18 protein-coding genes are annotated in these 22,097 nt (G+C 45.4%); 9 read left to right on the top strand and 9 right to left on the bottom strand.

All coding sequences use genetic code 11. The annotated features are described in order from the left end of the window. Positions 1 to 40 precede the first annotated feature (40 nt). The 3 genes from GRFL_RS08395 to GRFL_RS08385 form a co-directional block, all read right to left on the bottom strand. Positions 41 to 3,004, bottom strand: coding sequence for a T9SS type A sorting domain-containing protein (locus GRFL_RS08395; protein ID WP_083644192.1), 2,964 nt, complete (start codon positions 3,002 to 3,004; stop codon positions 41 to 43). A 112-nt stretch (positions 3,005 to 3,116) separates the two neighbouring features. Then, positions 3,117 to 4,661, bottom strand: coding sequence for a glycine--tRNA ligase (locus tag GRFL_RS08390; protein ID WP_083644191.1), 1,545 nt, complete (start codon positions 4,659 to 4,661; stop codon positions 3,117 to 3,119). 66 nt (positions 4,662 to 4,727) lie between these two features. After that, positions 4,728 to 5,609 (bottom strand): hypothetical protein, encoded by an 882-nt coding sequence (locus tag GRFL_RS08385; RefSeq protein ID WP_169833971.1) that lies wholly within the window; start codon positions 5,607 to 5,609, stop codon positions 4,728 to 4,730. A gap of 62 nt (positions 5,610 to 5,671) precedes the next feature. On the opposite strand from GRFL_RS08385, the gene GRFL_RS08380 reads away from it, so the two are divergent. Together GRFL_RS08380 and GRFL_RS08375 are read left to right on the top strand one after the other, a co-directional pair. Next, positions 5,672 to 6,352: a ComF family protein gene (locus GRFL_RS08380; RefSeq protein ID WP_083644189.1), complete on the top strand. Its 681-nt coding sequence runs from the start codon at positions 5,672 to 5,674 to the stop codon at positions 6,350 to 6,352. Positions 6,353 to 6,406: 54 nt separating this feature from the next. Beyond that, on the top strand, positions 6,407 to 8,020 hold the full coding sequence (locus GRFL_RS08375; RefSeq protein WP_083644188.1) for an Ig-like domain-containing domain: 1,614 nt from the start codon (positions 6,407 to 6,409) through the stop codon (positions 8,018 to 8,020). Here the strand turns inward: GRFL_RS08375 and GRFL_RS08370 are convergent. After that, positions 8,007 to 8,786 (bottom strand): amidohydrolase, encoded by a 780-nt coding sequence (locus GRFL_RS08370; protein WP_083644187.1) that lies wholly within the window; start codon positions 8,784 to 8,786, stop codon positions 8,007 to 8,009. The two genes, GRFL_RS08375 and GRFL_RS08370, sit on opposite strands and share 14 nt — an antisense overlap. 102 nt (positions 8,787 to 8,888) lie before the next feature. Between GRFL_RS08370 and GRFL_RS08365 the strand changes: the two genes are divergently transcribed. Then, a complete protein-coding gene (locus GRFL_RS08365; RefSeq protein ID WP_083644186.1) occupies positions 8,889 to 9,407 on the top strand; it encodes a DUF1440 domain-containing protein in 519 nt (172 codons plus the stop codon). Positions 9,408 to 9,442: 35 nt separating this feature from the next. On the opposite strand, the gene GRFL_RS08360 is transcribed toward GRFL_RS08365, so the two are convergent. The 4 genes from GRFL_RS08360 to GRFL_RS08345 form a co-directional block, all read right to left on the bottom strand. After that, positions 9,443 to 11,911, bottom strand: a complete 2,469-nt coding sequence (locus tag GRFL_RS08360; protein WP_083644185.1) for a ligase-associated DNA damage response DEXH box helicase — start codon at positions 11,909 to 11,911, stop codon at positions 9,443 to 9,445. Between the two features lie 67 nt (positions 11,912 to 11,978). After that, positions 11,979 to 12,497: a hypothetical protein gene (locus GRFL_RS08355; protein WP_083644184.1), complete on the bottom strand. Its 519-nt coding sequence runs from the start codon at positions 12,495 to 12,497 to the stop codon at positions 11,979 to 11,981. 114 nt (positions 12,498 to 12,611) lie between these two features. Continuing rightward, positions 12,612 to 14,204, bottom strand: a complete 1,593-nt coding sequence (locus tag GRFL_RS08350) for an ATP-dependent DNA ligase (protein ID WP_083644183.1) — start codon at positions 14,202 to 14,204, stop codon at positions 12,612 to 12,614. Next, positions 14,201 to 15,223, bottom strand: a complete 1,023-nt coding sequence (locus GRFL_RS08345) for a ligase-associated DNA damage response exonuclease (protein ID WP_083644182.1) — start codon at positions 15,221 to 15,223, stop codon at positions 14,201 to 14,203. The genes GRFL_RS08350 and GRFL_RS08345 overlap by 4 nt, the downstream gene beginning before the upstream one ends. Positions 15,224 to 15,379: 156 nt before the next feature. Between GRFL_RS08345 and GRFL_RS08340 the strand changes: the two genes are divergently transcribed. Continuing rightward, positions 15,380 to 15,811, top strand: coding sequence for a hypothetical protein (locus GRFL_RS08340; protein WP_083644181.1), 432 nt, complete (start codon positions 15,380 to 15,382; stop codon positions 15,809 to 15,811). Here the strand turns inward: GRFL_RS08340 and fbp are convergent. Then, on the bottom strand, positions 15,784 to 16,830 hold the full coding sequence (gene fbp, locus GRFL_RS08335; RefSeq protein ID WP_083644180.1) for a class 1 fructose-bisphosphatase: 1,047 nt from the start codon (positions 16,828 to 16,830) through the stop codon (positions 15,784 to 15,786). The two genes, GRFL_RS08340 and fbp, sit on opposite strands and share 28 nt — an antisense overlap. Before the next feature lie 86 nt (positions 16,831 to 16,916). On the opposite strand from fbp, the gene GRFL_RS08330 reads away from it, so the two are divergent. From GRFL_RS08330 to GRFL_RS08310, 5 genes are all read left to right on the top strand, one after another. Continuing rightward, positions 16,917 to 17,405 carry a GNAT family N-acetyltransferase gene (locus GRFL_RS08330; protein WP_083644179.1) on the top strand — a complete coding sequence of 163 codons (489 nt, stop codon included), beginning with the start codon at positions 16,917 to 16,919 and terminating at the stop codon, positions 17,403 to 17,405. Positions 17,406 to 17,462: 57 nt separating this feature from the next. After that, complete coding sequence (locus GRFL_RS08325) at positions 17,463 to 17,939, top strand: GNAT family N-acetyltransferase (RefSeq protein ID WP_083644178.1); 477 nt, start codon at positions 17,463 to 17,465, stop codon at positions 17,937 to 17,939. After that, positions 17,939 to 19,189: an aspartate kinase gene (locus GRFL_RS08320; RefSeq protein ID WP_083646033.1), complete on the top strand. Its 1,251-nt coding sequence runs from the start codon at positions 17,939 to 17,941 to the stop codon at positions 19,187 to 19,189. The genes GRFL_RS08325 and GRFL_RS08320 overlap by 1 nt, the downstream gene beginning before the upstream one ends. 43 nt (positions 19,190 to 19,232) lie before the next feature. Then, positions 19,233 to 21,032 (top strand): GNAT family N-acyltransferase, encoded by a 1,800-nt coding sequence (locus tag GRFL_RS08315; protein WP_083644177.1) that lies wholly within the window; start codon positions 19,233 to 19,235, stop codon positions 21,030 to 21,032. 63 nt (positions 21,033 to 21,095) lie between these two features. After that, entirely contained in the window at positions 21,096 to 22,076 is a 981-nt protein-coding gene (locus GRFL_RS08310) for an NAD(P)-dependent alcohol dehydrogenase (RefSeq protein ID WP_083644176.1), read from the top strand. Positions 22,077 to 22,097: the final 21 nt, after the last annotated feature.

Here is a 22,097-nt window from a genome sequence, read left to right as displayed (position 1 = left end):
TAAGGCTATCTATTCAAATTCCAAGGAACAGTTCGTGCTATTACTTCACAATGAATCGCTTGACCTTCCCCACTTTTCGGGTTCCAACGCGAACCAGGTAAACGCCCCGTGCCGCATACGACATATCCAGGTCATACACATAGCCATCGCCATTGTTCTCCAATTTGTTCTCCAGCATTTTTTGGCCGAGAATATTGTGAACGGTAATACGAAGTGGCTGGTCAAAACTGGTTTCCATCACCACGCGGTACTGGCTGTCCCCTTCGGTTAACACCACGAGACTGGCTTCATTCAGGATGAAATCTTCAATATCCAGGGTAGAATCGGTCACGTTTACTGAATAGTCATGCGTGGTTCCATAGTCCATAACAGAACACGGGTCATTCAGATCTCCTTCGTAGCGCGTGTCCCCTGCTCTGATTCTGAGCAGATGCTGACCAAGCGGCGCATCATTCGGAATAGTAAAGTCAAAAGAATAAGAAGTGTTTGGTGCGGCAATGACTTCAGAAGTGATCACACGCTCCTCATCATCAAAAACACCATTGTCGTTCAGGTCTATCCACATCGAGAATTTTTCAAAATCCTCTTCACCAAAATAGGACTGCACGGTTACCGTAAAATTCCCATCGGAACGGTCCAGATCGGTTGACGCACTGATAAAATCGTTATATCCGTCTCCACAAGGGATTCGTTCATTCAGGATATCGCCCAGTTCAAAATAAGAAATTCCATCGCCAAAAGAACAATCTGAACCTTCTGGAATACAGTTCAGGTTGGCCACCGATTTGGTTTCAGAATCATTCGTAGGATCAAAATCGTCTGTCAGGTTCGTTCTTGCCGTAATTTTATAGCGGCCAAACGGTGAGAGATTTGCCGTTTCATTGAACGTATATACCGCAGCACCACCCACAGGAAGTACCTCGTTATACACTTCATTGACGCTGGAATTATTCCCTACCTGGTAGCTCACAGGAATATCCTGCTGCGGTTCCCCTCCAAAGTTTTCGATAGTTACTGTCACCTCTTCTGAAGCAGAAAGATTTTGCCCGGTCGCCGGAGAATCTATGGAAGTCACTCCTACATCTCTTGGCGGAAGGTTCCGAACTTCTTCTTCAATACTGTCATTACCGATAGCCGAGTCGTTGCTCAGGCTGGTAGTGATGGTGATGGTATAGGTAGTTCCAATTTCTGAAAGATCAGCAGGTTCACTGAAAGTAAATTCCTGGGAACTCGTAGCTGCCAGGGTTCCGGTAAATGTTTCGGTCACTGCAGGACCACCATCAATACTGTAAGAAACCTGGAAATTGGATTGCGCATTGGTCCCAAAGTTCCTGATACGCACCGTGATCTGTTCCGAATCTGTAAGCGTTGCATCCTGCGGACTCACCAGGGCAATTGGCCCAATATCATTCCCGGTGCTGGCTGCGATCCTGAAAACTCCAATTTTATTTACCCGATCCACGCCCCGGAACATTTCGGCATTGTGCCAGAAAGTAATTCCATCAGCCGGATCTACGCTTAAATGGGCGTAATCCCCGTACCTCGTATTTGGATCTGGGCTGTCCCCCTCTACGATAGATTGTTCTTCAATAGTCATCAAACCCCGCTGATCATTAGCAAACCTTCCGGTATAGCGAATCGATGGATACACCGGGCTTTCAGGATTATCATCCAAAACGGTAAATCCCAGACCAATATTCCCGCGGGTATCAATACCAATACTTCCGCTGAAACGATCATGATTATCTGGCGCATAAGTTCCCTCCTGGTACACTGTCCAGGCTCCGCCGCCACTAGGCTGTCTCAATTCATACCAGCGAATCCCGGCATGCTCTGCCGGAGAAGGATCTATATCTACCACGAAATTCATCACCACAGAATTGTGATCTGAAAATCGGCGATATTGTGTCATATACATCATCGTTGCCTGCAAGGCATCAATGTCTGGGGCGTTTTCCGGCTGCGAGAGATTGGAAAAAGAGCCTCCGTCAAAAGTTGCAATAAACGGTGATACACCAGCCGCCTCGTTCAGTTCCTGGCTTTCAGCGATCGTGGAACTGGCCACATTGTTCCAGTCTACATTCACCAGCCAGAGCTTTAAATGATCCTCGCTTACACCCGCCCAGGCATCATCCTGCATGAAAACGATCGGTGCATTCCCGCGTGGAGGCAATTGCTTCCCAACGGTGTGAAAGCCAGCCGGACTGTAAAACCCATTAGTTTCAACACCCGGCAACGGAAAAGAAGCCACTTTAGCGGTTTGGCCGAGCAACATTTTATCGCGCTCCAGCACGTAAATCACCTGGCTTTCATCTGCCGTATTGGTGTTTTTATTAGTTGTGATATAATAACCGTCACTCCACACACTGATCTTCGGGTAATCTGGCAAAACGCCATTAGTCTCGAATCTATACGTATACCAGCCATCGTTAACCGGGTCTGGCCCTTGTGAAACCGCTACCAGGAAACTTTCAGGAGTATCACTAAACTGACTTAGAATGAACCTGTCTGCCGCTTCATCATACACCACGATTGGGTCTCCCAAAACCTCATTCTGAAACTCTCCGCCGATACTTGCCAGTGAAGCTGCATCAGTAAGTGGATTTCCGCTTTTATCCCAGATCCTGAAAGCCGAATTCCACGCGCTCAGGTAATGGTTTGGCCCGGCAACGCCAGTGGGATCACTGGGAGTGGAACGGGTTATAGCACCATCAAATGTGAATAAAGGTGCTTTGGCCTTGATCTCCCCCATTTTCTTTTGCAGTGCAGGATCTTCCGTCTTCGGAAGTCCTTTCCCGGGAACCACTTTATTGATCCCACGGTTACGAGGATTATATAATTTGAATTCCGATTCCGGCGGCACCAGTTTCCCTTTGGAAAGTGCCTGCGAAGGCACGGCTTTAGCTGAATCTACGTATACGGGTCCCGCCTGTTGTTTCTGTGCGAAAATGCTGAAATTAAGAAACAGTGAAAAGGTAAAAAGCAGGAGTAATCTATTCTTCATTATAGTATCTTCTTCAAAAATTTCTTAAAAATAGACAATATAGGAATAACTGAAATAAAAAAGGCAATTAATAAATCAATTGCCTTTTGGTTCTCTTGTCTTAAAATTTCGATTATTTTTCGAAACCTTCCATCCAGGTCCTGAAGTCGGTTTCCTTGGCGATCAGCGCTTTAACTTCTGAAATTGGTACGCGCTTCTGCTCCATGCTATCTCTAAATCGAACCGTTACCGCTTTATCTTCGAGCGATTCGTGGTCTACTGTAATGCAAAGCGGAGTTCCGGCTGCATCCTGCCTTCTGTATCGTCTACCAATCGCATCTTTTTCGTCATACTGCACACGAAAATCCCATTTTAGATCGTCCACGATCTGCTGAGCTAGTTCCGGTAAACCATCTCTTTTTATCAAAGGTAATATAGCGGCTTTTGTAGGTGCCAAAACTGCCGGTAATTTCAACACTGTCCTGGTATTGCCATCTCCCAGATCTTCTTCTTTTAAAGACGATGATAGCACCGCCAGGAACATCCTGTCCAGTCCAATGGAAGTTTCGATCACGTAAGGCACATAATTTTCCTTCAGTTCCGGATCGTAAAAACGTAATTTTTTACCTGAAAATTCTTCGTGCGCTTTCAGGTCAAAATCGGTTCTGGAATGAATTCCTTCCAGTTCTTTAAATCCGAATGGGAAATTGAATTCAATATCGGCTGCGGCATTGGCGTAATGCGCCAGTTTTTCATGGTCGTGGAAACGATAATTCTCTTCTCCAAGACCCAAGGATTTATGCCAGTTCAGTCGGGTTTCCTTCCATTTTTCGTACCACTCCAGTTCTTCTCCTGGACGTACAAAAAACTGCATTTCCATCTGTTCAAATTCCCGCATTCTGAAGATGAACTGCCTGGCTACGATCTCATTTCTGAAAGCTTTCCCTATTTGTGCAATTCCGAATGGAATCTTCATCCTTCCGGTTTTCTGAACGTTCAGGAAATTCACGAAAATCCCCTGAGCCGTTTCCGGTCTTAGGTAAAGTTGTGTAGCAGAATCAGCTGAAGCTCCCAGTTTCGTACCGAACATCAGGTTGAACTGTCGCACTTCTGTCCAGTTCTTAGAGCCGGTTTCAGGATCGGCGATCTCCAGCTCTTCGATCAAAGCTTTAACATCTGCCAGGTCTTCATTGGTAAGTGATCTGGCCAAACGCTCCAGGATCTCTTTACGATCTCCTAAATATCTCTGTACCCGCGGATTGGTGTTTTTGAACATTTCTTCGTCAAAATCATCAAAACGCTTTCTGGCTTTTTCGATCTCTTTTTCCGCCTTCTGAAGTAATTTTTCAGCATAATCTTCCACCAAAACATCAGCACGGTACCGTTTTTTGGAATCTTTGTTATCGATCAGAGGATCGTTGAATGCATCTACGTGACCGGAAGCTTTCCAGGTTGTTGGATGCATCAGGATCGCTGCATCGATTCCAACGATGTTCTGATGCAGTTGCGTCATACTTCTCCACCAGTATTCCTTGATGTTTTTCTTTAATTCAGCACCATTTTGTCCGTAATCATAAACGGCACTGAGACCATCATAGATTTCACTGGATGCGAAAATGTACCCATACTCTTTAGCATGAGATATTACGTTCTTAAAAAGATCTTCTTGTTTTGCCATGCCGCAAAAATAAAAAAACCGCCCTGAATTATCTCCAGGGCGGTGGTTATTTCCTTGTTATTATTGTTAATCCAGCGTAAAACTGGCAGTTCCCAGTAAAATATTATCATTATACACGTAAACCTTGTAAGTTCCTTCTATCAGTTTATCTTCTGAAGCTTTGGCAAGGATGCAAACATCCAGCTCTTCGTTTTCATAATAAACTTTTGAAGTAGCACTGTAGACCATTGGGCCGCCGTCATGCTGCACCACGATCTGTTCGCCTACCAGTTCATTTTCCGGGTTATAAACCTGGACGTACATATTCTTTTCGCCGGCTTCGGCCAGGTCGTTATTGGTAATGGTAAAACAGGTTCGTACCTGGTCTACTCTTCGGTTATTATCATTCGGAACGATCTTGCCGCTATTTCTAACGATCACACCTTCTCCCTTGAGATTGGTCACTTTCAGTCTTGCAGCTTTATCCACTTTGGTGCTCAGGCTCTGGTTCGTGGTTTGAAGAGAATCTGAAATCCTGGTTCGCTCCTGCAACGCCACGCTGGTACTATCCAGGGAAGTAGTCAAACGCTGGTTTTGTGAACTCAGGCTGTCTACCACTCTGAAAAGACGTTCCTTTTCAGCTTTCAGATTGCCAATTTCGCGACGATACCTGGAAATAAGCACCAGGTTGGCCTCGTTGTCTTTTACCGAGTCCAGCAATTTGGAAATTCGATCACGGGCATTGACCAGGTCCTGATCCATGATCTCATTTTCCTTGATCGCCTCATCATATTTCACTATCAGATCATTCAGCTCGTCTTCAATGGCTCCTTTTTCCTTTTGAAGAATCGCCTTATTCTCTTTCTCCTCATTATAAAACTTGATGGTATAAATACTGAGAGCAATAAGCGCAACAGCCAGAATACCGGTTAAGATTTTTAATGCGGTGTTGTTCTTTTTTTCTGTCATCACATTTTGATTTAGTTTGTAAATTTAGTCGTTTAAACAGGTAAGCTACAAGCCGTTAACAAATGTTTCACGATTTCCTAAACCTGCTATACCCGCGATTATGCTATATCTGCGGGACAGATTTACTGAAAAATGAGCAGGTGGTTTGCACTTCCTGTCTACATGATTTACCGGTAACGAATTACCATCTAGATAACGACAACCCGGTCAAAAAAGTATTTTACGGTCGCGTGCCGGTAGTCGATGCCACGGCATTGTTGCATTTCCGGAAGAAAGCGGCTGTCCAGCAGCTGATCCATGAGCTCAAATATCGCGGAAAGGAAGAAATTGGGGTTTTCTTCGGAAGATGGCTGGGTGCGGAACTTTCAGAATCTGAAAAATTTACAGGTGTGGACCTGGTCATTCCGGTGCCGCTACATCCTTCCAAACTGAAAGAGCGCGGTTATAACCAGGTTACCAGGTTCGGGCAGGAAATCGCCCATTCACTGAATGCTGAATTTTCCGAAGAAATCCTGATTAAAACTACCGCCACGAAAACCCAGACCTTAAAAGACCGCATTTCCCGATGGGGGAAGATCGAAGAAACACTCCGTCTTCAGCAACCCCATAAAGCCGAAGGAAAACACATCCTGCTCGTGGACGACCTGGTCACCACTGGCGCCACACTGGAAGCCTGCGCCCATAAACTGCTGGAAATCCCAAAAACGAGCATCAGCATTGCGACCATGGCAATTACCGACTAGAACTTTCGTTGTAAACTAAATAATCGTTTCTTTGCTAAACCATTCAGGAGTGATATGAAGAGAAAAATTCCCGGTTTTGTTCTGGTTCTGGCCCTGCTTTTCTGCACGGTGCAATGCGCGAAAAAAGGAACGATCGAAGGTGGACCAAAAGATGAAGATCCGCCAAAATTTGTAAAAGCGAATCCTGAAAACTACACGACCAATTTCGAGGGAGACGAGATCAGGATCTTCTTTGACGAGTATATCAAACTGGATAAGCCTACCCAGCAGATCATCATTTCACCGCCGATGGATCCCAAGCCGAATATCATGCCGCTGGGAACCGCCAGGAAAGACATCAAAATCGAGATTTTTGATACGCTGGCGGAAAACACCACTTATCTCATCAACTTCGGAAAAAGCATTGTAGACAATAACGAAGGTAATTCTTTTGATTATTTCAAATATGTTTTCAGCACCGGCGATTACATCGATTCCCTTTCGGTTTCCGGGAGCGTGAGAGATGCCTTGGAAAAAGAGCCGAAAGAGCCCATCTCGATCTATCTGTACGAAAAAGATACCTCTTACACCGATTCTGCCGTGTACCAGAAAACTCCGCGTTATGTGACCTATTCTAAAGACAGTATTTTCTCCTATTCCCTGGAAAACCTGAAGGCCGGAACGTATAAGATGGTGGCGATCATGGATAAAAATTCCAATTATCTCTACAATCCGAAGAGTGAAAAGATCGGCTTTATAGAGCAGGATATCGTCATTCCTACAGATTCCACTTATGATATTACAGTTTTTAAGGAAGAACTGGCCTTTAAACCGAATCGCCCTTCCCAGCTGAAAGGTAATCAGCTGCTTTTTGGCTATGAAGGCAAAACAAAACTAGACAGCGTGCAGATCAATCTGCTCAATGCCGTCCCAGAAAATTACCAGGCGCGCATCATGAAGGTGAAGGAAAAAGACACGTTGCACTACTGGTTCAACATCCGCCCAGAAAGTGACAGTCTTTCGTTTGAAGTAGTCACCCCCACGACCCGTGACACGGTTTGGGCAAGAGTTTCTCAACAGGACCGTGATTCTCTGAAGGTAAGCACCGAACCCGGTGGAAGCATTGGACTGGAACAGGACTTTAAAATAAGCGCCAATACGCCCATTGTCAAGTTTTCAGAAGAACAGATGAGCATAATGGATCAGGATTCAGCTGCGGTACCATTTACAACGGCTTTCAATCAAGTACAAAACGAGCTCAGCCTGCAGTTTGAAAAAAGGCCCGAATCAAAATACCAGATTTCGCTGCTTCCCGGTGCGGTAACCGACCTCTTCAGCGAAAGCAATGACAGTATCATTCAGAATGTTTCCACCAAATCGCTTCGGGATTACGGAACGATCATCATGACCCTTCCAAATGTGAAGCAATACCCAATTATTGTTCAGCTTACAGATACCAAGGGAAAGGTGCTTTCTGAAAAATATTCAGAAGCCAGCCAGACGCTTAACTTTCAATATCTGAATCCTGGAAAATATCTCGTAAGGGTCATTTTCGACAAAAATGAAAATGGGAAATGGGACACCGGTGATTTCCTGAAAAAGCGCCAGCCGGAAATCATTAAATATTACCGGGATACGCTGGAAGTCAGAGCCAATTTTGATTATCCGAAGGCGATCAATGTAGAGTAAAACGATCGCGATCCTGTAGGAACCTTAGTTTCGAGCGGGTTTCCTGTAAATGTGAGCGGTCTAGGCTTAATTCACTGGTAAAAACCCCGTCTCGCTCCACCTCTGTAAGATCTTTACCTAACGAATCGTAGGCAGCAGAATGCCCATTATAAACATAGCCATCCCCATCTTCACCAGTGCGATTCACACCCACGCAATAACTCATATTCTCGATAGCCCGGGCCTTTAAAAGCGCATCCCAAGCATTCACCCGTTTTTCGGGCCAGTTTGCCACATAAATGAGCAGGTCATAATCTACCGTATTCCTCGCAAAAACCGGGAAACGCAGGTCGTAACAAATAAGCGGGCAAATCTTCCAGCCTTTGTAGTCCACGATCAGGCGATCTTTACCAGCCGTATAGGTAAGGTCCTCCTTAGCCAGTGTAAAGGTGTGGCGTTTATCATAAATCTCATAACTGCCTTCGGGAAACACGAAGAATAATCGGTTGTAATAATGGCCGTTTTCTGAGATGATCACACTTCCGGTAACGGCGGCATTCTTCAGCCTGGCCTGCTCCTGCATCCATTTCAGTGTAGGGCCCTGAGTTGGCTCGGCAAGATTTTCCGCATTCATACTGAAACCGGTCGTAAACATTTCCGGAAGAATGATCAATTCCACCTCGTTTGATATGTTTTCTATTTTTTCGGAAAACATTCGCCGGTTCGCTTCGGCATCTTCCCACTTCAGATCGGCCTGTATAAAGGCTATGTTCAGTTTTTCGCTCATACCCAAAATTACCAATTTTAGCATTGCAATGCCAAATACTTGTTAAATGGTTGGCGATCAAACCGTGATTAGATAGTTTTAATCTGAAAATGCAACTGAATTATGAGCGTAACCACCTTTTTTCAAAACGATTCGTACCTCTCCAAAACCAGCCGCAGCCTCATTTCAGGTTTCGTGGGCGGACTAGCCGGAACGGCTGTGAAATCTTTGATCGAGTACTATTTACCCGTACGGAAAGTACAGGATCGTTCGGCCCAGATCAAAATCATTGACGACCTGTCTACCAAGATCACCGGCACTCCCATCAGCACTTCCAATGAAGCACTGGCCGAGCAGCTGGTAAATGTTCCTTTCGGCGGATCGCTGGGAGCCGCTTATGGCTACGGAAAAAAAGATCGGGAAGGCCTCAGACCCATGGATGGGATTGCATTTGGCGCCACGACCTGGGCATCCACCCATGAAACATCTTTGCCAATTCTTGGCCTGGAAAGAAAACCAACCGATACGCCGGTAAAAATGCAGATGAACGAACTCTTCGCCCATATCGCTTTTGGAGTAACAACTGAAGTGGTTCGGTTTTATGTGAACCGGCAATTACACTACAAACGGGTTCGAAAATAGGCAATTTTCAATCGGTATTTCCTTTGCTGTGAAACTTACTTTTCCAGCTGCTTCAACATTTTCCGAATGCGGTCTTCCAGTTTTTCCGAAGATAGCTTTTCACGGAGTCGGTCTGTAATGATCGGAAAGGAGAAGGGTGTCGGTTTTTCACATTTTTTCCAGACGATCTGCTGTTGCTGAATTCGTTCCAGAGCTATTCGCAATCGGCCTTCCTCCAGCTGGTGCTCAAAAGTTTCCCGAAAAGCCTGCTGATACAGCAAATTATCTTCTTCATAATCCCGAAAAACACTGAACAATAACTGCGAATTCGACTGAAGATGTTTGCTCTTGACCAGTTTATTGGGATAACCGGTAAAAACAAGTCCGGCGATCACCGCAATATCGCGAAATTTTCTCCGTGCCATTTCCGTAGCGTTCAAACTTTTATACAGGTCGTCCATCAAATATTCCGGAGAGAAAAGGTTGTTATCCAACACCTGTTGCATATCAATCTCCTGGTCAGACAGCAATTCAAAACCATAATCGTTGAACGCCAGCGAAAAACTAATGGGCGAAAGCAAACTAATGCGGTAAGCCAGCAAACTTCCCAGCGCTTCGTGCACGAAACGCCCCTCAAAAGGATAGAAGATCGCGTGAAAACCTTCACGGGTTTTAAAAGTTTCGATCAGGAATTCATCTTTTCCCGGGATGATACTTTCACGCTGCTGCCGCTTGAAAATGGGTCGTAATGCATTCAGTTCTTCAGAAGTTTTGGTGGTTTTCTTCAGTTGGGAAGCCTCATACATTTCCTCCCGCAGCAATTCAGACATCTGTGCCGAAAAGGTCATACGCCCACCCTGCCAGCTCGGGATTCTTGCGGTCTTTTTCTTGGAACGCTTCACCAGCACCTGCATATTCTTGATGCGAACGAGTTCCAGGTTGCGGCCTGCAAAAGTAAAGACGTCGCCGGGCTTCAGTTTGGAAATGAACCATTCTTCGATAGTACCAATATAGCCGCCGGTAATATATTTCACGGAAAGCATGGCGTCACTCACGATGGTCCCGATCTGTAACCGGTGTCGCATGGCCACGCCGCGGTTGTGGATCTTGAATTTGCCATCTTCCTCGATCTCCACTTTTTTATATTCATCATACGCCTGAAGACTCTGACTGCCTTTGGTGATAAAATTGAGGATCCAGCGCCATTCATCCTCGGTTATCCCCTGGAAACAAAAGGTCGAGGCAATCTCCGGAAAAATATCTTTCGGGTAAAAACCATCTGAAACTGCCAGCGTATTCAGGTACTGCACCAGCACATCAAAACTCATCAGGTAAGGCACGCGATCTTCCACCGCTTTTTTGGCCACGGCTTTCTGAAGTGCGGAAGCCTCGATCAATTCTATAGCATGAGTAGGCATAAAATAGATCAAACTGACTTTCCCTGGCTGGTGACCACTACGCCCGGCACGTTGCAGGAAGCGCGCGACGCCTTTGGGACCGCCAATTTGAACAATGGTTTCCACAGGAGCAAAATCAACGCCCAGGTCCAAACTCGAGGTGCATACCACCGCTTTCAGACTTTCATTCCTGATCGCCTGTTCCACCCACAAACGCGTTTCTTTGTTGATGCTGCCGTGGTGCATGGCGATTTCTCCTGCAAATTCGGGATATTTCGCCAGGATCTTCTGAAACCAGATCTCACACTGCGACCGAGTATTGGTAAACAGCAGGGTGGTTTTAGATTCCTTGATAATGGGGATAACCTCATCCAGCAGATGAATCCCGAGGTGTCCGCGCCACGGGAATTTTTCCATTTTCTTGGGAATAATTGATCGAACATCGATCTTCTTATTCAGGTTAGCACGGATCATCACCGAATTTTCCAGTTCCGGAGAAGCTGGACCCAATAAGACTTCCCGCGCCTGTTGCAAGTTGCCAATGGTAGCTGAAATTCCCCAAATCCTCAGGTCTTTCGCAACCTGCTTCAGCCGGGAAAGTGCCAGTTCCACCTGCACACCGCGCTTGGAACCTAATAATTCGTGCCACTCATCTACCACCACCGCCTGCAGATCTTTAAAAGTTTTCGCGTAATTCTTGGAAGACAACAGCAAATGCAAACTTTCAGGAGTCGTAATCAGCAAATCTGGTATGGCTTTTTTCTGGGCCGCACGTTCCTTTTGCGGAGTATCTCCGGTACGAATTCCAACACTAAAGTTGGTTCCCAGTTCTTCGGCAAACCTACTAGTAGCCTGTTCAATTTCAACTGAAAGCGCCCGAAGCGGCGTGATCCAGATCGCTTTCAATCCTTTTTGATGCCTACTTTTATAATCAGGATTTTTACGAATATAGTCCAGAACGATTGGCACCCACAGCGCATAGGTTTTCCCACTTCCGGTAGGAGCATTCAGCAGCCCATTCTTCTTCTGAAGATAGGCTGTCCAGGCATCCTTCTGAAATTTGAAAGGTTTCCATCCCTGGTTTTCGAACCAGTCTTCCGCAATGTGTATAAGTTCCTTCCTGTTCATTTTTAAACTGTAAAAAAAGAACCTTCAGAATGCCGATCCTGAAGGTTCTTCTCACTTTTAAATCTCGTTAGATCGTTCCATTTTTCGATTGCTTAGCTGCGGAATTTTTCTCTTCCCGCTTTTCGAAAAACTGCGGATACTGCTGTTTCAAAAATTGCCGGTGCAGGGAATCCATTTCCCGTATTTGCCGTTGAAAACTTTCAGAATTGAAATGATCGGCAAATAAATCACCATGGAAAAAATGGCTATTTCCCGGAATGCTATCATTGAAAAAGGATTGCATAAAGGCCGATTGGTCGTTCATGCCGTTTTGACCTAAAAATTGCTGAAAATGGCTCATGAGCTCGTCCATATCTGCGGCCGAAATCGTATCACCATCTACCGAACTATAGGAATACGTGTAAGTGGAATCATAGCTGATCAGGTTCCCATTTTCGTCATAATCACGGTTAACTTTCCAGCTACCTTTGGGTTTCACTTCATCCTTCCCGGTTTTCATCGCGCTTGGATCAGGATCTTTTTCCTGTGCCTGGCAACTGCTCAAACTGAAGAGCAACATCGCCAATACCAACATTTTCGCTTTCATCTTATTTCCAATTTTAATTCAACGAAACAGTTAAAAATGAACGCAGGAATTTGCACAAGTTCAGTTCCAAATTGCCCATTTTCAGTATTAAAATTTAGCCAAAATTAGGACCTGTCAGGGAATCATCGCCTTCAGGTCGTCTAAGGTATTCGCCTCCTCGATCTTTTTATCGGTTCGCCATCTTAAGATCCGCGGAAACCGCGTTGCCACACCACTTTTATGACGGCTGGATTCCGCGATTCCTTCAAAAGCAATTTCAAAAACATGCTGTGGGGTCACGCTGCGAACCGGTCCAAATCGCTCCAGGGTGTTCTTCTTGATCCAGGCATCCAGTTTACGGAATTCCTTATCAGTGAGGCCCGAGTAAGCTTTGGCAAAAGTGACCAGTTCTTCTTTTTCTTCATCCCAAAGCCCGAAAGTATAATCTGTAAACAAATTGCTGCGCCGGCCGTGGCCACGCATGGCATACGTAAGAACCGCATCGATGGTGAGGGGATCTACTTTCCATTTCCACCAGTCTCCTTTTTTCCGGCCAACTAAATAGGGAGAATCAAACCGCTTCAGCATCAGGCCTTCTGACATGACTTCGCGAGCCTTTTCCCGTTCCTTTGCGGCCTCTTCCCAACTTTCAAAACGAATATTTTCAGATAAATACAACGGTATCCCTTCGGAAGAAACCTCGGCAAATAACTTTTCGAGAATTTCGCGCCTGTACCGAAAACTTTTATTCCTGATATCTTCACCATCCCATTCCAGAATATCGTAGGCTTTCAAAATGACCGGGGTTTTCTCCAGCAGCTTTTTCGTGATGCTTTTCCTTCCAATTCTTGTTTGCAAATCTTTGAAAGTCCCTATCTGTCCTTCCGGAAATGGTAAAATCTCACCATCTATCACCGTTCCATTCGGAATGGTATTAACAAAAGCCTCAAATTCCGGGTATTTATCGGTTACCAGTTCTTCCCCTCTGCTCCACACAAAAAGTTCATTGTTTCGTATGATCACCTGTGACCGGATGCCGTCCCACTTGTGTTCTGCGCTCCACTCGCTCACATCCCCAAGCTCCTGCGGCTCTTCTTCGATCGCGTAGGCGAGATAGAACGGGTAAGGTTTGGATAAAAAATCTTCTTCGTTTTCTTCCAGAATCAGCTTATTGAAAGAAATCCTTGCAGGGTCCCAATTCCCCATCAGTTTATAAGCCAGGATGTCCTCATCAATCTCGGTCGCTCTAGAAAGTGCGCGCGTCATAAGTTTCTGGCTTACCCCAATCCGGAAACTCCCGGTGATCAGTTTCGTAAATACAAAGCGCTCGTAATAGTTCAGGTTGAGCCAGTTCTCAAAAAGGTATTCTTTCTTCTCTTCTTCGGAACGCGGCTTCAGTTCGATGATCTCCTGAAGAAACTGGTTCAGGCTTTTTTCAGTAGACGCTTCGGAAGGTGGAATGACCAGCGCAATGGTTTCCGCTAAATCACCCACAATATGATAGGATTCCTCAAAGAGCCACAACGGAATATTTGCCAGTTCTGAAGCCCAATTTCTCATAAGAGTGGTATTCACAGGTCGTGGCGGACGGCGGTGACTTAAAATCGCGATCGTCCAGACCTTGTCTTTTGAAGGGGCGTTCAGGAAATAATCGGTCAGCGCCTCTACTTTCAAAGTGGTTTTATTCGTGGTGTCGAGTTTTTTGATGAGATCGGCAAAAAGTTTCATTCGCTGTCTTTTTCATTATTGGATTCCAGTTGCCCGGTTTCTCCTTCATACTGCGTTTCTTCGGTTCGGGCGTCATATCCCTGTTCCCGGAGGTAACGAGAAAAAATATCGGTATAACCATGGGTACAGATGATTTTCTCACAACCGGTTTCTTTGATCGAGGTTAGCAATCCCTGCCAGTCACAATGATCGCTGAGCACAAAACCGCGATCGATCGCACGCCTTCTGCGGGCACCCCGAAAAGTCATCCAGCCACTGGCCGAAGCTGTCACGTAGGGCACCATTTTCCGGATCCAAGGGGAACCGTGAGCGCTGGGAGGCGCAATGACCATATGCCCCTTAATTTCCTCTTTTTTCACATCGCGGGTGATTCGCGTGGTTTCCGGGAAATCCATCATGGGGCGGAGCACTTCGGTCATATTCTCCACCGCACCATGTGTAAAAATTTTACCGATGGAAGTGTCTAAATGCTTTAGTAAACGTTGCGCCTTTCCGAGAGTATATCCAAAAAGAATAGACGTTCGGCCATCAGCCTGATTTTCCATCCACCAGTTATTGATGTCCTTCATCACCTGCTCCTGTGGCGTCCATTTAAAGGCGGGAAGGCCAAAAGTACATTCCGTAATAAAGGTGTCGCATTTCACCGGTTCATAAGGTACCGCAACGCCATCATCTTCGGTTTTATAGTCACCAGTAAAAACCCAGACTTCGCCTTTATGCTCCACTCGGATCTGGGATGAACCAATGATATGACCAGCCGGATGAAATGAAAATTTCACATTATTGATAGTGAAGGTTTCATTCCATTCTTTTCCGGAGACCTCAATATCGCCAATGCGGTGTTTGATAATGGGCACATTGGTCACATGGGTAATATATTTTTTATGACCCCACCGTGCATGATCGGCGTGCCCATGGGAGATAATGGCCTTTTCGACCGGGCGCCAGGGATCCAGGTATACATCTGCCGCGGCGCAGTAAATTCCTTTATCGTTGAAAGCGAGTAAGGGTGTTTTCATAGTATTTTCTGAAGAATTCTGAATTTACCTATTATCAACCTCAGCGGGAAGCAGATTAAGAAAAGAATAACGATTGAACAGCATTATTTTTTCCGAAGCCTTTAAACTGAAAAACATTCGCGAATCCCTATATTTGTAACTTAAAACTTTTATAGAATGTCCTTTTCAGATCTATTTGGCTCGGGTGAGCATTTAAGAAATTTAAGTCATTTTGCGTCTATCGTAAACCTTGCTGCCATTGATGGCGAGATCAATGAGCACGAAGAAAAACTACTGAAAAGATTTGCCAGAAAACTGGATATCAGCGAAGAAGAATATGACAAGGTGATGCAGAACCCCAAAGCTTTTCCATTGGTGGGATACAACAGCGTGGAAAAAAGACTGGAGCGTTTGCACGATCTTTTCAAAATAATTTTTGCTGATCACGAAATCGACGACGAAGAAAGCGAGCTGATCAAGCGTTACGCGATCGGGTTAGGCTTTTCGAGCCAGGCTTCTGAAGGTATCATTAAACGTTCCGTTCAGATCTTCAGCGGGCAGTTAAGTTTTGAAGATTACCGTTATTTACTGGAAAAAGAAAACGACTGATAGTCGGTTCTTTCAGCAGATTTCCGCATAAAATTCTCTGCTTTTTCCACCATTTTTTTGCTTCCGCAGAAGAAAGGTGATCGCTGGTGCAATTCATTCGGTACAATATCCAGAATGCGCTGAAACCCGTCGCTGGCTTTGCCGCCGGCCTGCTCGGTGATAAACGCGATAGGATTGCATTCGTAGAGCAGTCTCAGCTTGCCACTTGGAGCTTTCGAGAATTGGGGGTACATGAAGATCCCACCCTTAATCATGTTCCGGTGGATATCTGAAACCATCGAACCGATATATCTAGACGTATACGGGCGGTCATCTTTTTCTTCCTGGCAGTATTTGATATAATCTTTTACACCCTGCGGAAAATGCACATAATTCCCTTCATTGATCGAGTAAATTCGGCCATTTTCAGGGTATTTCATGTTGGGATGCGAAAGGTACCAGCTGCCGAGTGCCGGGTTAAGGGTAAAACCGTTAACCCCATGGCCGGTGGTGTAGACCAGCATGGTGGAAGTTCCGTAGATAATATAACCCGCGGCAACCTGTTTATTCCCGGGTTGTAAGAAATCTTCCATTTGAACCGGTGTGCCAATGGGCGTGACACGCTGGTAGATCGAAAAAATAGTTCCCACTGAAACATTCACATCGATATTGGAGCTCCCGTCCAGTGGGTCCATCAGCAAAACATACTTATTCTTGTCATCACCATTATGCCCTTCGATCCTGATGAAATCATCCTCTTCTTCTGAAGCGATCCCACAAACGATCTCCCGGTTGGTCAGGGTCTGGATGAATTTTTTATTGGCCATTACATCGAGCTTCTGCTGCTCTTCACCCTGAACATTTCGTTCCCCGTAAGCACCGATAATGTCTACTAAACCGGCTTTATTCACTTCATGGTTCACCACCTTGGCAGCCAGCCTGATGGAATTGATCAACCGGGAAAGTTCCCCGGAAGAACCAGGAAAATCGGCCTGATTTTCAATAATAAATTCACCAAGGGTTTGATTTGGTTTAGGCATGGTATAAGTTTGTTGTTAGGGTGGCTAAAATAGCTAAATTAGACCCAACTACAACGTTTTCGTAAATAATCTTGAAATTAATTGATATGGATATAAATGTGAGACCGGCACAACCACAGGATATGGCCTCGGTGCTGGAATTAATCAATGAACTGGCCATTTTTGAGAAAGAACCCGATGCCGTGATCATTGACGAGCAGGACCTGATCCGTGACGGGTTTGGGGAGCATCCCGCTTTTCACTGTTTTGTGGCCGAGGCCGATGGCGATATCCAGGGAATGGCTCTTATCTATTTTCGCTACTCCACCTGGAAGGGAAAGACGGTTCACCTGGAAGACCTGATCGTTCGCGAGGCCTACCGCGGAAAAGGAATTGGTTCGGCACTGTATACTGAAGTGATCCAATTTGCCACCGATCAGGGCGTGAAACGTACTGAATGGGTCGTACTGAACTGGAACAAACCGGCAGCCAATTTTTACCGAAATTCAGGGGCCGATGTCCTGGAAGACTGGGATACCGTGCAGATGCACGAACCGGCTATGCATGCCTACCTTAAAAATAAAGGCAGGCTTTAAGAGTTTATTATCATTCTTCTGAAAAGCAAAGCGTATTTTTGTTAAAACACCGAAATTATGGACTATACGATACGCGAAGCTAAGCGCTCAGACATGAAGATCGTGCTGGAACTCATCAAAGAACTTGCAGCGCATGAAGGCCACCTGGAAGATGTGGAAGTGACCGTGGAGGATCTCGAAAAAGAAGGTTTTGACCAGGGTAATTTCAAATGTTTTGTGGCCGAGGTCAGCGGAAGAATTGAAGGAATGGCGCTGGTTTATTTCCGCTTTTCCACCTGGAAAGGAAGAACCGTTCATCTGGAAGATCTCATCGTAAGAGAAAATATGCGTGGAACCGGTTTAGGTGGAGCGCTATACCAGGAAGTCGTGAAATTTGGCCACCAGCACGGTGTAAAACGTATTGAATGGGTAGTTTCTGAAGGGAATACCAATGCCATCGAGTTCTATGAGAATACCGGTGCCCAGATCAAGGAAAGCTGGAGGACCGTTCACATGGAAGAAAGCGGCATCGAAGAAAATGCAAAGAAAAAGTGATTGAAGTCTATAAATTCGGGGGAGCTTCTGTAAAAGATGCGGAAGGAGTCAAAAACCTCGTACGAGTTTTAGAGAATAATAAAGACAAAAACAAGCTCATCGTTGTTTCAGCAATGGGAAAAACCACCAACGCACTGGAAGTGGTGGTAAACGATTACCTTAACGGACTCCAATCTCCGGAAAGTCTTTCCGAAGTAAAATTATTCCATCGAAACATCCTGGACGGTCTTTTTCACCACGACCAGGAACCGGTTTATTTCAAGGTGGATCAGCTTTTTACCGAACTGGAAAACTTTCTTCAGCATAATAAATCTAATAAATACGATTTCGTTTATGACCAGATCGTGAGTTTTGGAGAACTTATTTCCACGACCATTGTTAGCGATTACCTCAACACCCGAAATATCACCAATAACTGGCTGGATGCTCGCGATTTTATCAAGACTGACAGTACGTATCGCGATGCGCAGGTGAACTGGACGCGCACGCAGGAAAAGATCCTCGATCTGCTCGACCCCGGCAAATTGAATATCACACAGGGTTTCATCGGTTCAGATTCCAATAATTTTACCACTACCCTGGGCCGGGAAGGGTCTGACTATTCCGCTGCGATTTTTGCCTATTGCCTGAATGCGGAAAGTGTCACGATCTGGAAAGATGTTCCGGGAGTGCTCAATGCCGATCCGCGTTATTTCGAGAAGGCTCAGCTGTTGAACAAAATATCTTACGAAGAAGCCATTGAACTGGCTTTCTACGGTGCGTCCGTGATCCACCCCAAAACCTTACAACCCTTGCAGCGTAAGGAAATCCCGCTTTTTGTTCGGTCTTTCATGGACCCCATTCCCATGGGCACCGCAGTGAGTAAGGGCGACGGGATCGATCCGGCCATTCCGTGTTTTATCGTGAAGAAAAACCAGGTTTTGATCTCCCTGTCTTCCCTGGACTTCTCTTTTATGGTAGAAGAAAATATTTCTGAAATTTTTCGGCTTTTCCACCAGTATCAAATGAAAGTGGATCTCATTCAGAACTCAGCGATCAGCTTCCGCGTATGTGTGGATAACAAATTCAACCAACTGGAGAAACTCGTTCAGCATCTGAAGGCCAGGTTCAAAGTGAACTATAAAACCGGTGTTTCCCTCTATACTATCAGGCATTTCAGTGAACAGGCCATTACAGAACTGGAAAAAGACAAAGTGGTTCTTCTGAAACAGCTCACACAAAATACCGTCCAGATGGTCACCGAAAACTAAATTTAGTTTTCCTATTTTTGAGTAACTAAACCAATCTGTTGCCATGGGTATCGTCACCGCGAAAGAGGTCGCCAAAGTCATGAATCTGGATCACCTGGGCTTCCTGGGAACCGGTCTTGGCTGGATGATCCTGAAAACCACCAAACTTTCACGCATCAATAAGGAATACGATAAACGAAAGCACCTGCAGGGTGTGGAGTTCATCGACTCGATCCTAAAGGAATTCGATATTCATTTTGAAATTCCTGAAAAAGACCTGAAACGAATCCCAAAATCGGGCCCCTTCATCACCATTTCCAACCACCCGCTTGGAGGGATCGACGGCATGATCCTGATGAAAACCGTCATCGAGCAGCGACCAGATTATAAGGTCATCGCAAATTTCTTGCTTCATCGCCTGGACCCGTTACGACCTTATATTCTGCCGGTCAACCCCTTTGAGAATCATAAAGAAGCTCAGTCCAGCATTGGCGGGATGAAAAACGCGATCGCACACCTTCGCGAAGGCAATGCACTCGGAATTTTCCCGGCAGGAGAAGTTTCTACTGATAAAGATGACCGCAGAATCGTGGACAAGCCCTGGGAACCCTCGGCCATGAAACTGATTCAGAAAGCTAAAGTTCCCGTTGTACCCATTTATTTTCACGCGAAGAACAGCCTGTTTTTTTACCGACTCGCCTCCATGAGCGATGTGTTGCGAACCGCCAAACTGCCCAGTGAAATGCTGTCGCAACATCGCCGGAAGATCAAGGTTCGCATTGGTCACCCAATTTCAGTCGAAGACCAGCAAGAGCACAGAAACCTGGAAACCTATACGGCCTTTTTAAGACGGAAAACTTACATGCTGGCGAATGTTTTTGAAAAGAAAAAGTTGCTTTCCAAGCTTCCGAAGAATTTTAAAATTCCGCGTTCACCGAAAGATATCGCTTCAGAAACCGAAAAGGAACTGATGGCCGAAGAAGTAGAAAACTGCCGAAAACTGGATAAAAGACTGCTCGTTTCCAAGAATTACGAGGTTTTCCTGGCAAAAAGGGAGATCATCCCGAATATTCTGAATGAAATTGGCCGTTTACGGGAGATCACTTTTCGTGAAGTGGGAGAAGGCACCAATAACAGTACCGACCTGGACCAGTTTGACGATTATTACCACCATTTGTTCTTATGGGACAACGAGGCCAACAAGATCGCCGGCGCCTATCGTATGGGAATGGGCCACGAGATCTATGCCGAGCATGGAATCGATGGTTTTTACCTGCAGGACCTTTTCCGGTTTGAACCCGAACTGCATAAAATGATGAGCCAGTCTATCGAGATGGGGCGTGCCTTCATCATCAAGGAATACCAGCAGAAACCTATGCCGCTCTTTCTACTATGGAAAGGGATTGTTCATTGCACGCTGCGTTTTCCGGAACATAAATACCTTATTGGCGGGGTGAGCATCAGTAATAAGTTCAGCAATTTTTCGAAATCGTTGATGATCGAATTCATGAAATCGAACTACTACGATCCGTACGTGGCCCAATATGTTCATCCGAAAAAAGAATTCAAGGTAAAACTGAAAGATGCTGATAAAGACCTGGTTTTTGACGAAAGTGAGGCCGACCTGAACAAATTTGACAAAATAATAGATGAGCTGGAAACCGAAAATCTCCGGCTGCCGGTGCTGATCAAAAAGTACATTAAACAGAATGCGAAGGTGGTTGCCTTCAACGTGGATCCACTGTTTAACGACGCGGTTGACGGTTTGATGTACATCAGGATCGCTGACCTTCCGGAAAGTACCGTCAAACCGGTAATGGAAGAGTTTCAGAAAGAGTTGGAAGAGCGCAACAGCCACTCCTAACTCAAAATAATCAATAAGCCACAGAGGAATTGGTGAGGAAGAAGAGGCTTTTCCTATTTAGTCATGAAAGCAGTAACCAGATCCCGCTACGGTGGCCCAGATCTTATAAGTATCTCAAAGCTGCCCGCTCCAACCATCCAAAACGATGATATCCTGGTACGGGTTGAATATACGACCGTGAACAGGACCGATTGCGCCCATCTTACAGGCGAACCCAAAATAAACCGCCTGGTAACCGGCATTGTCAAACCCACTAAATTGATACTGGGCACCGATTTTTCCGGCGAAATTGTGGAAACGGGAAAAGCAGTCAGGAATTTTACCAGTGGGGACCGCATTTTTGGTTTTAAAGACACCGGCTTTGCTTCGATGGCAGAATACCTGGTTTGCAAAGCAACAGACCCCATTCTTCAAATTCCGGAAAACGTTGATTTTTCTATAGCTGCTGCTTCCCTGGAAGGCAGCCATTATGCCCTGAATTTTCTCAATAAGGTTAGGCTCAAACCGGGACAAACCGCGCTGGTCAACGGCGGAAGTGGCGCCATAGGTTCTGCCCTGCTTCAGTTTTTGAAAAATTACCAGGTGGAAACCGTCACGACCGGGCCGGCCTCGCAGGTTGAAAATCTGAAAAATCTCGGGGCTTCAGAAGTCATCGATTATAAGCCAGCTGATTTTAGCCAAATTTCAGAAAAATTTGATTTTGTGTTTGATGCGGTGGGGAAGAGCAGGTTTAAGACCTGTAAAAATTTACTGAAGAAAAATGGGATTTATATGTCTTCGGAAACCGGTCCAGGAATGGAAAATCTCTGGCTCAGCTTCCGAAGTATTTTCGCACAGGGACAAAAAGTACGATTTCCATTCCCAAAAGATATCAACGGCAGTCTTCGAATCATGGCCGAACTGCTTAAAAAGGAACAATTTTCTCCGCTTCTGGACCGAAGTTTTCCTAGTGATGATGCTGAACAGGCTTTTCAATATGTCGCCAGTGGGCAGAAAAATGGCAATGTATTATTGCAAATTTCAGCAGATAGATTCCGCAGCTAATTTTCTTGCTACATTGAGCTG

The organism is Christiangramia flava JLT2011 (assembly GCF_001951155.1).
GTDB lineage: Bacteria > Bacteroidota > Bacteroidia > Flavobacteriales > Flavobacteriaceae > Christiangramia > Christiangramia flava.
The sequence above is the reverse complement of the archived record's forward strand: the minus strand, read 5'-3'. Positions and strand labels throughout refer to the sequence as shown.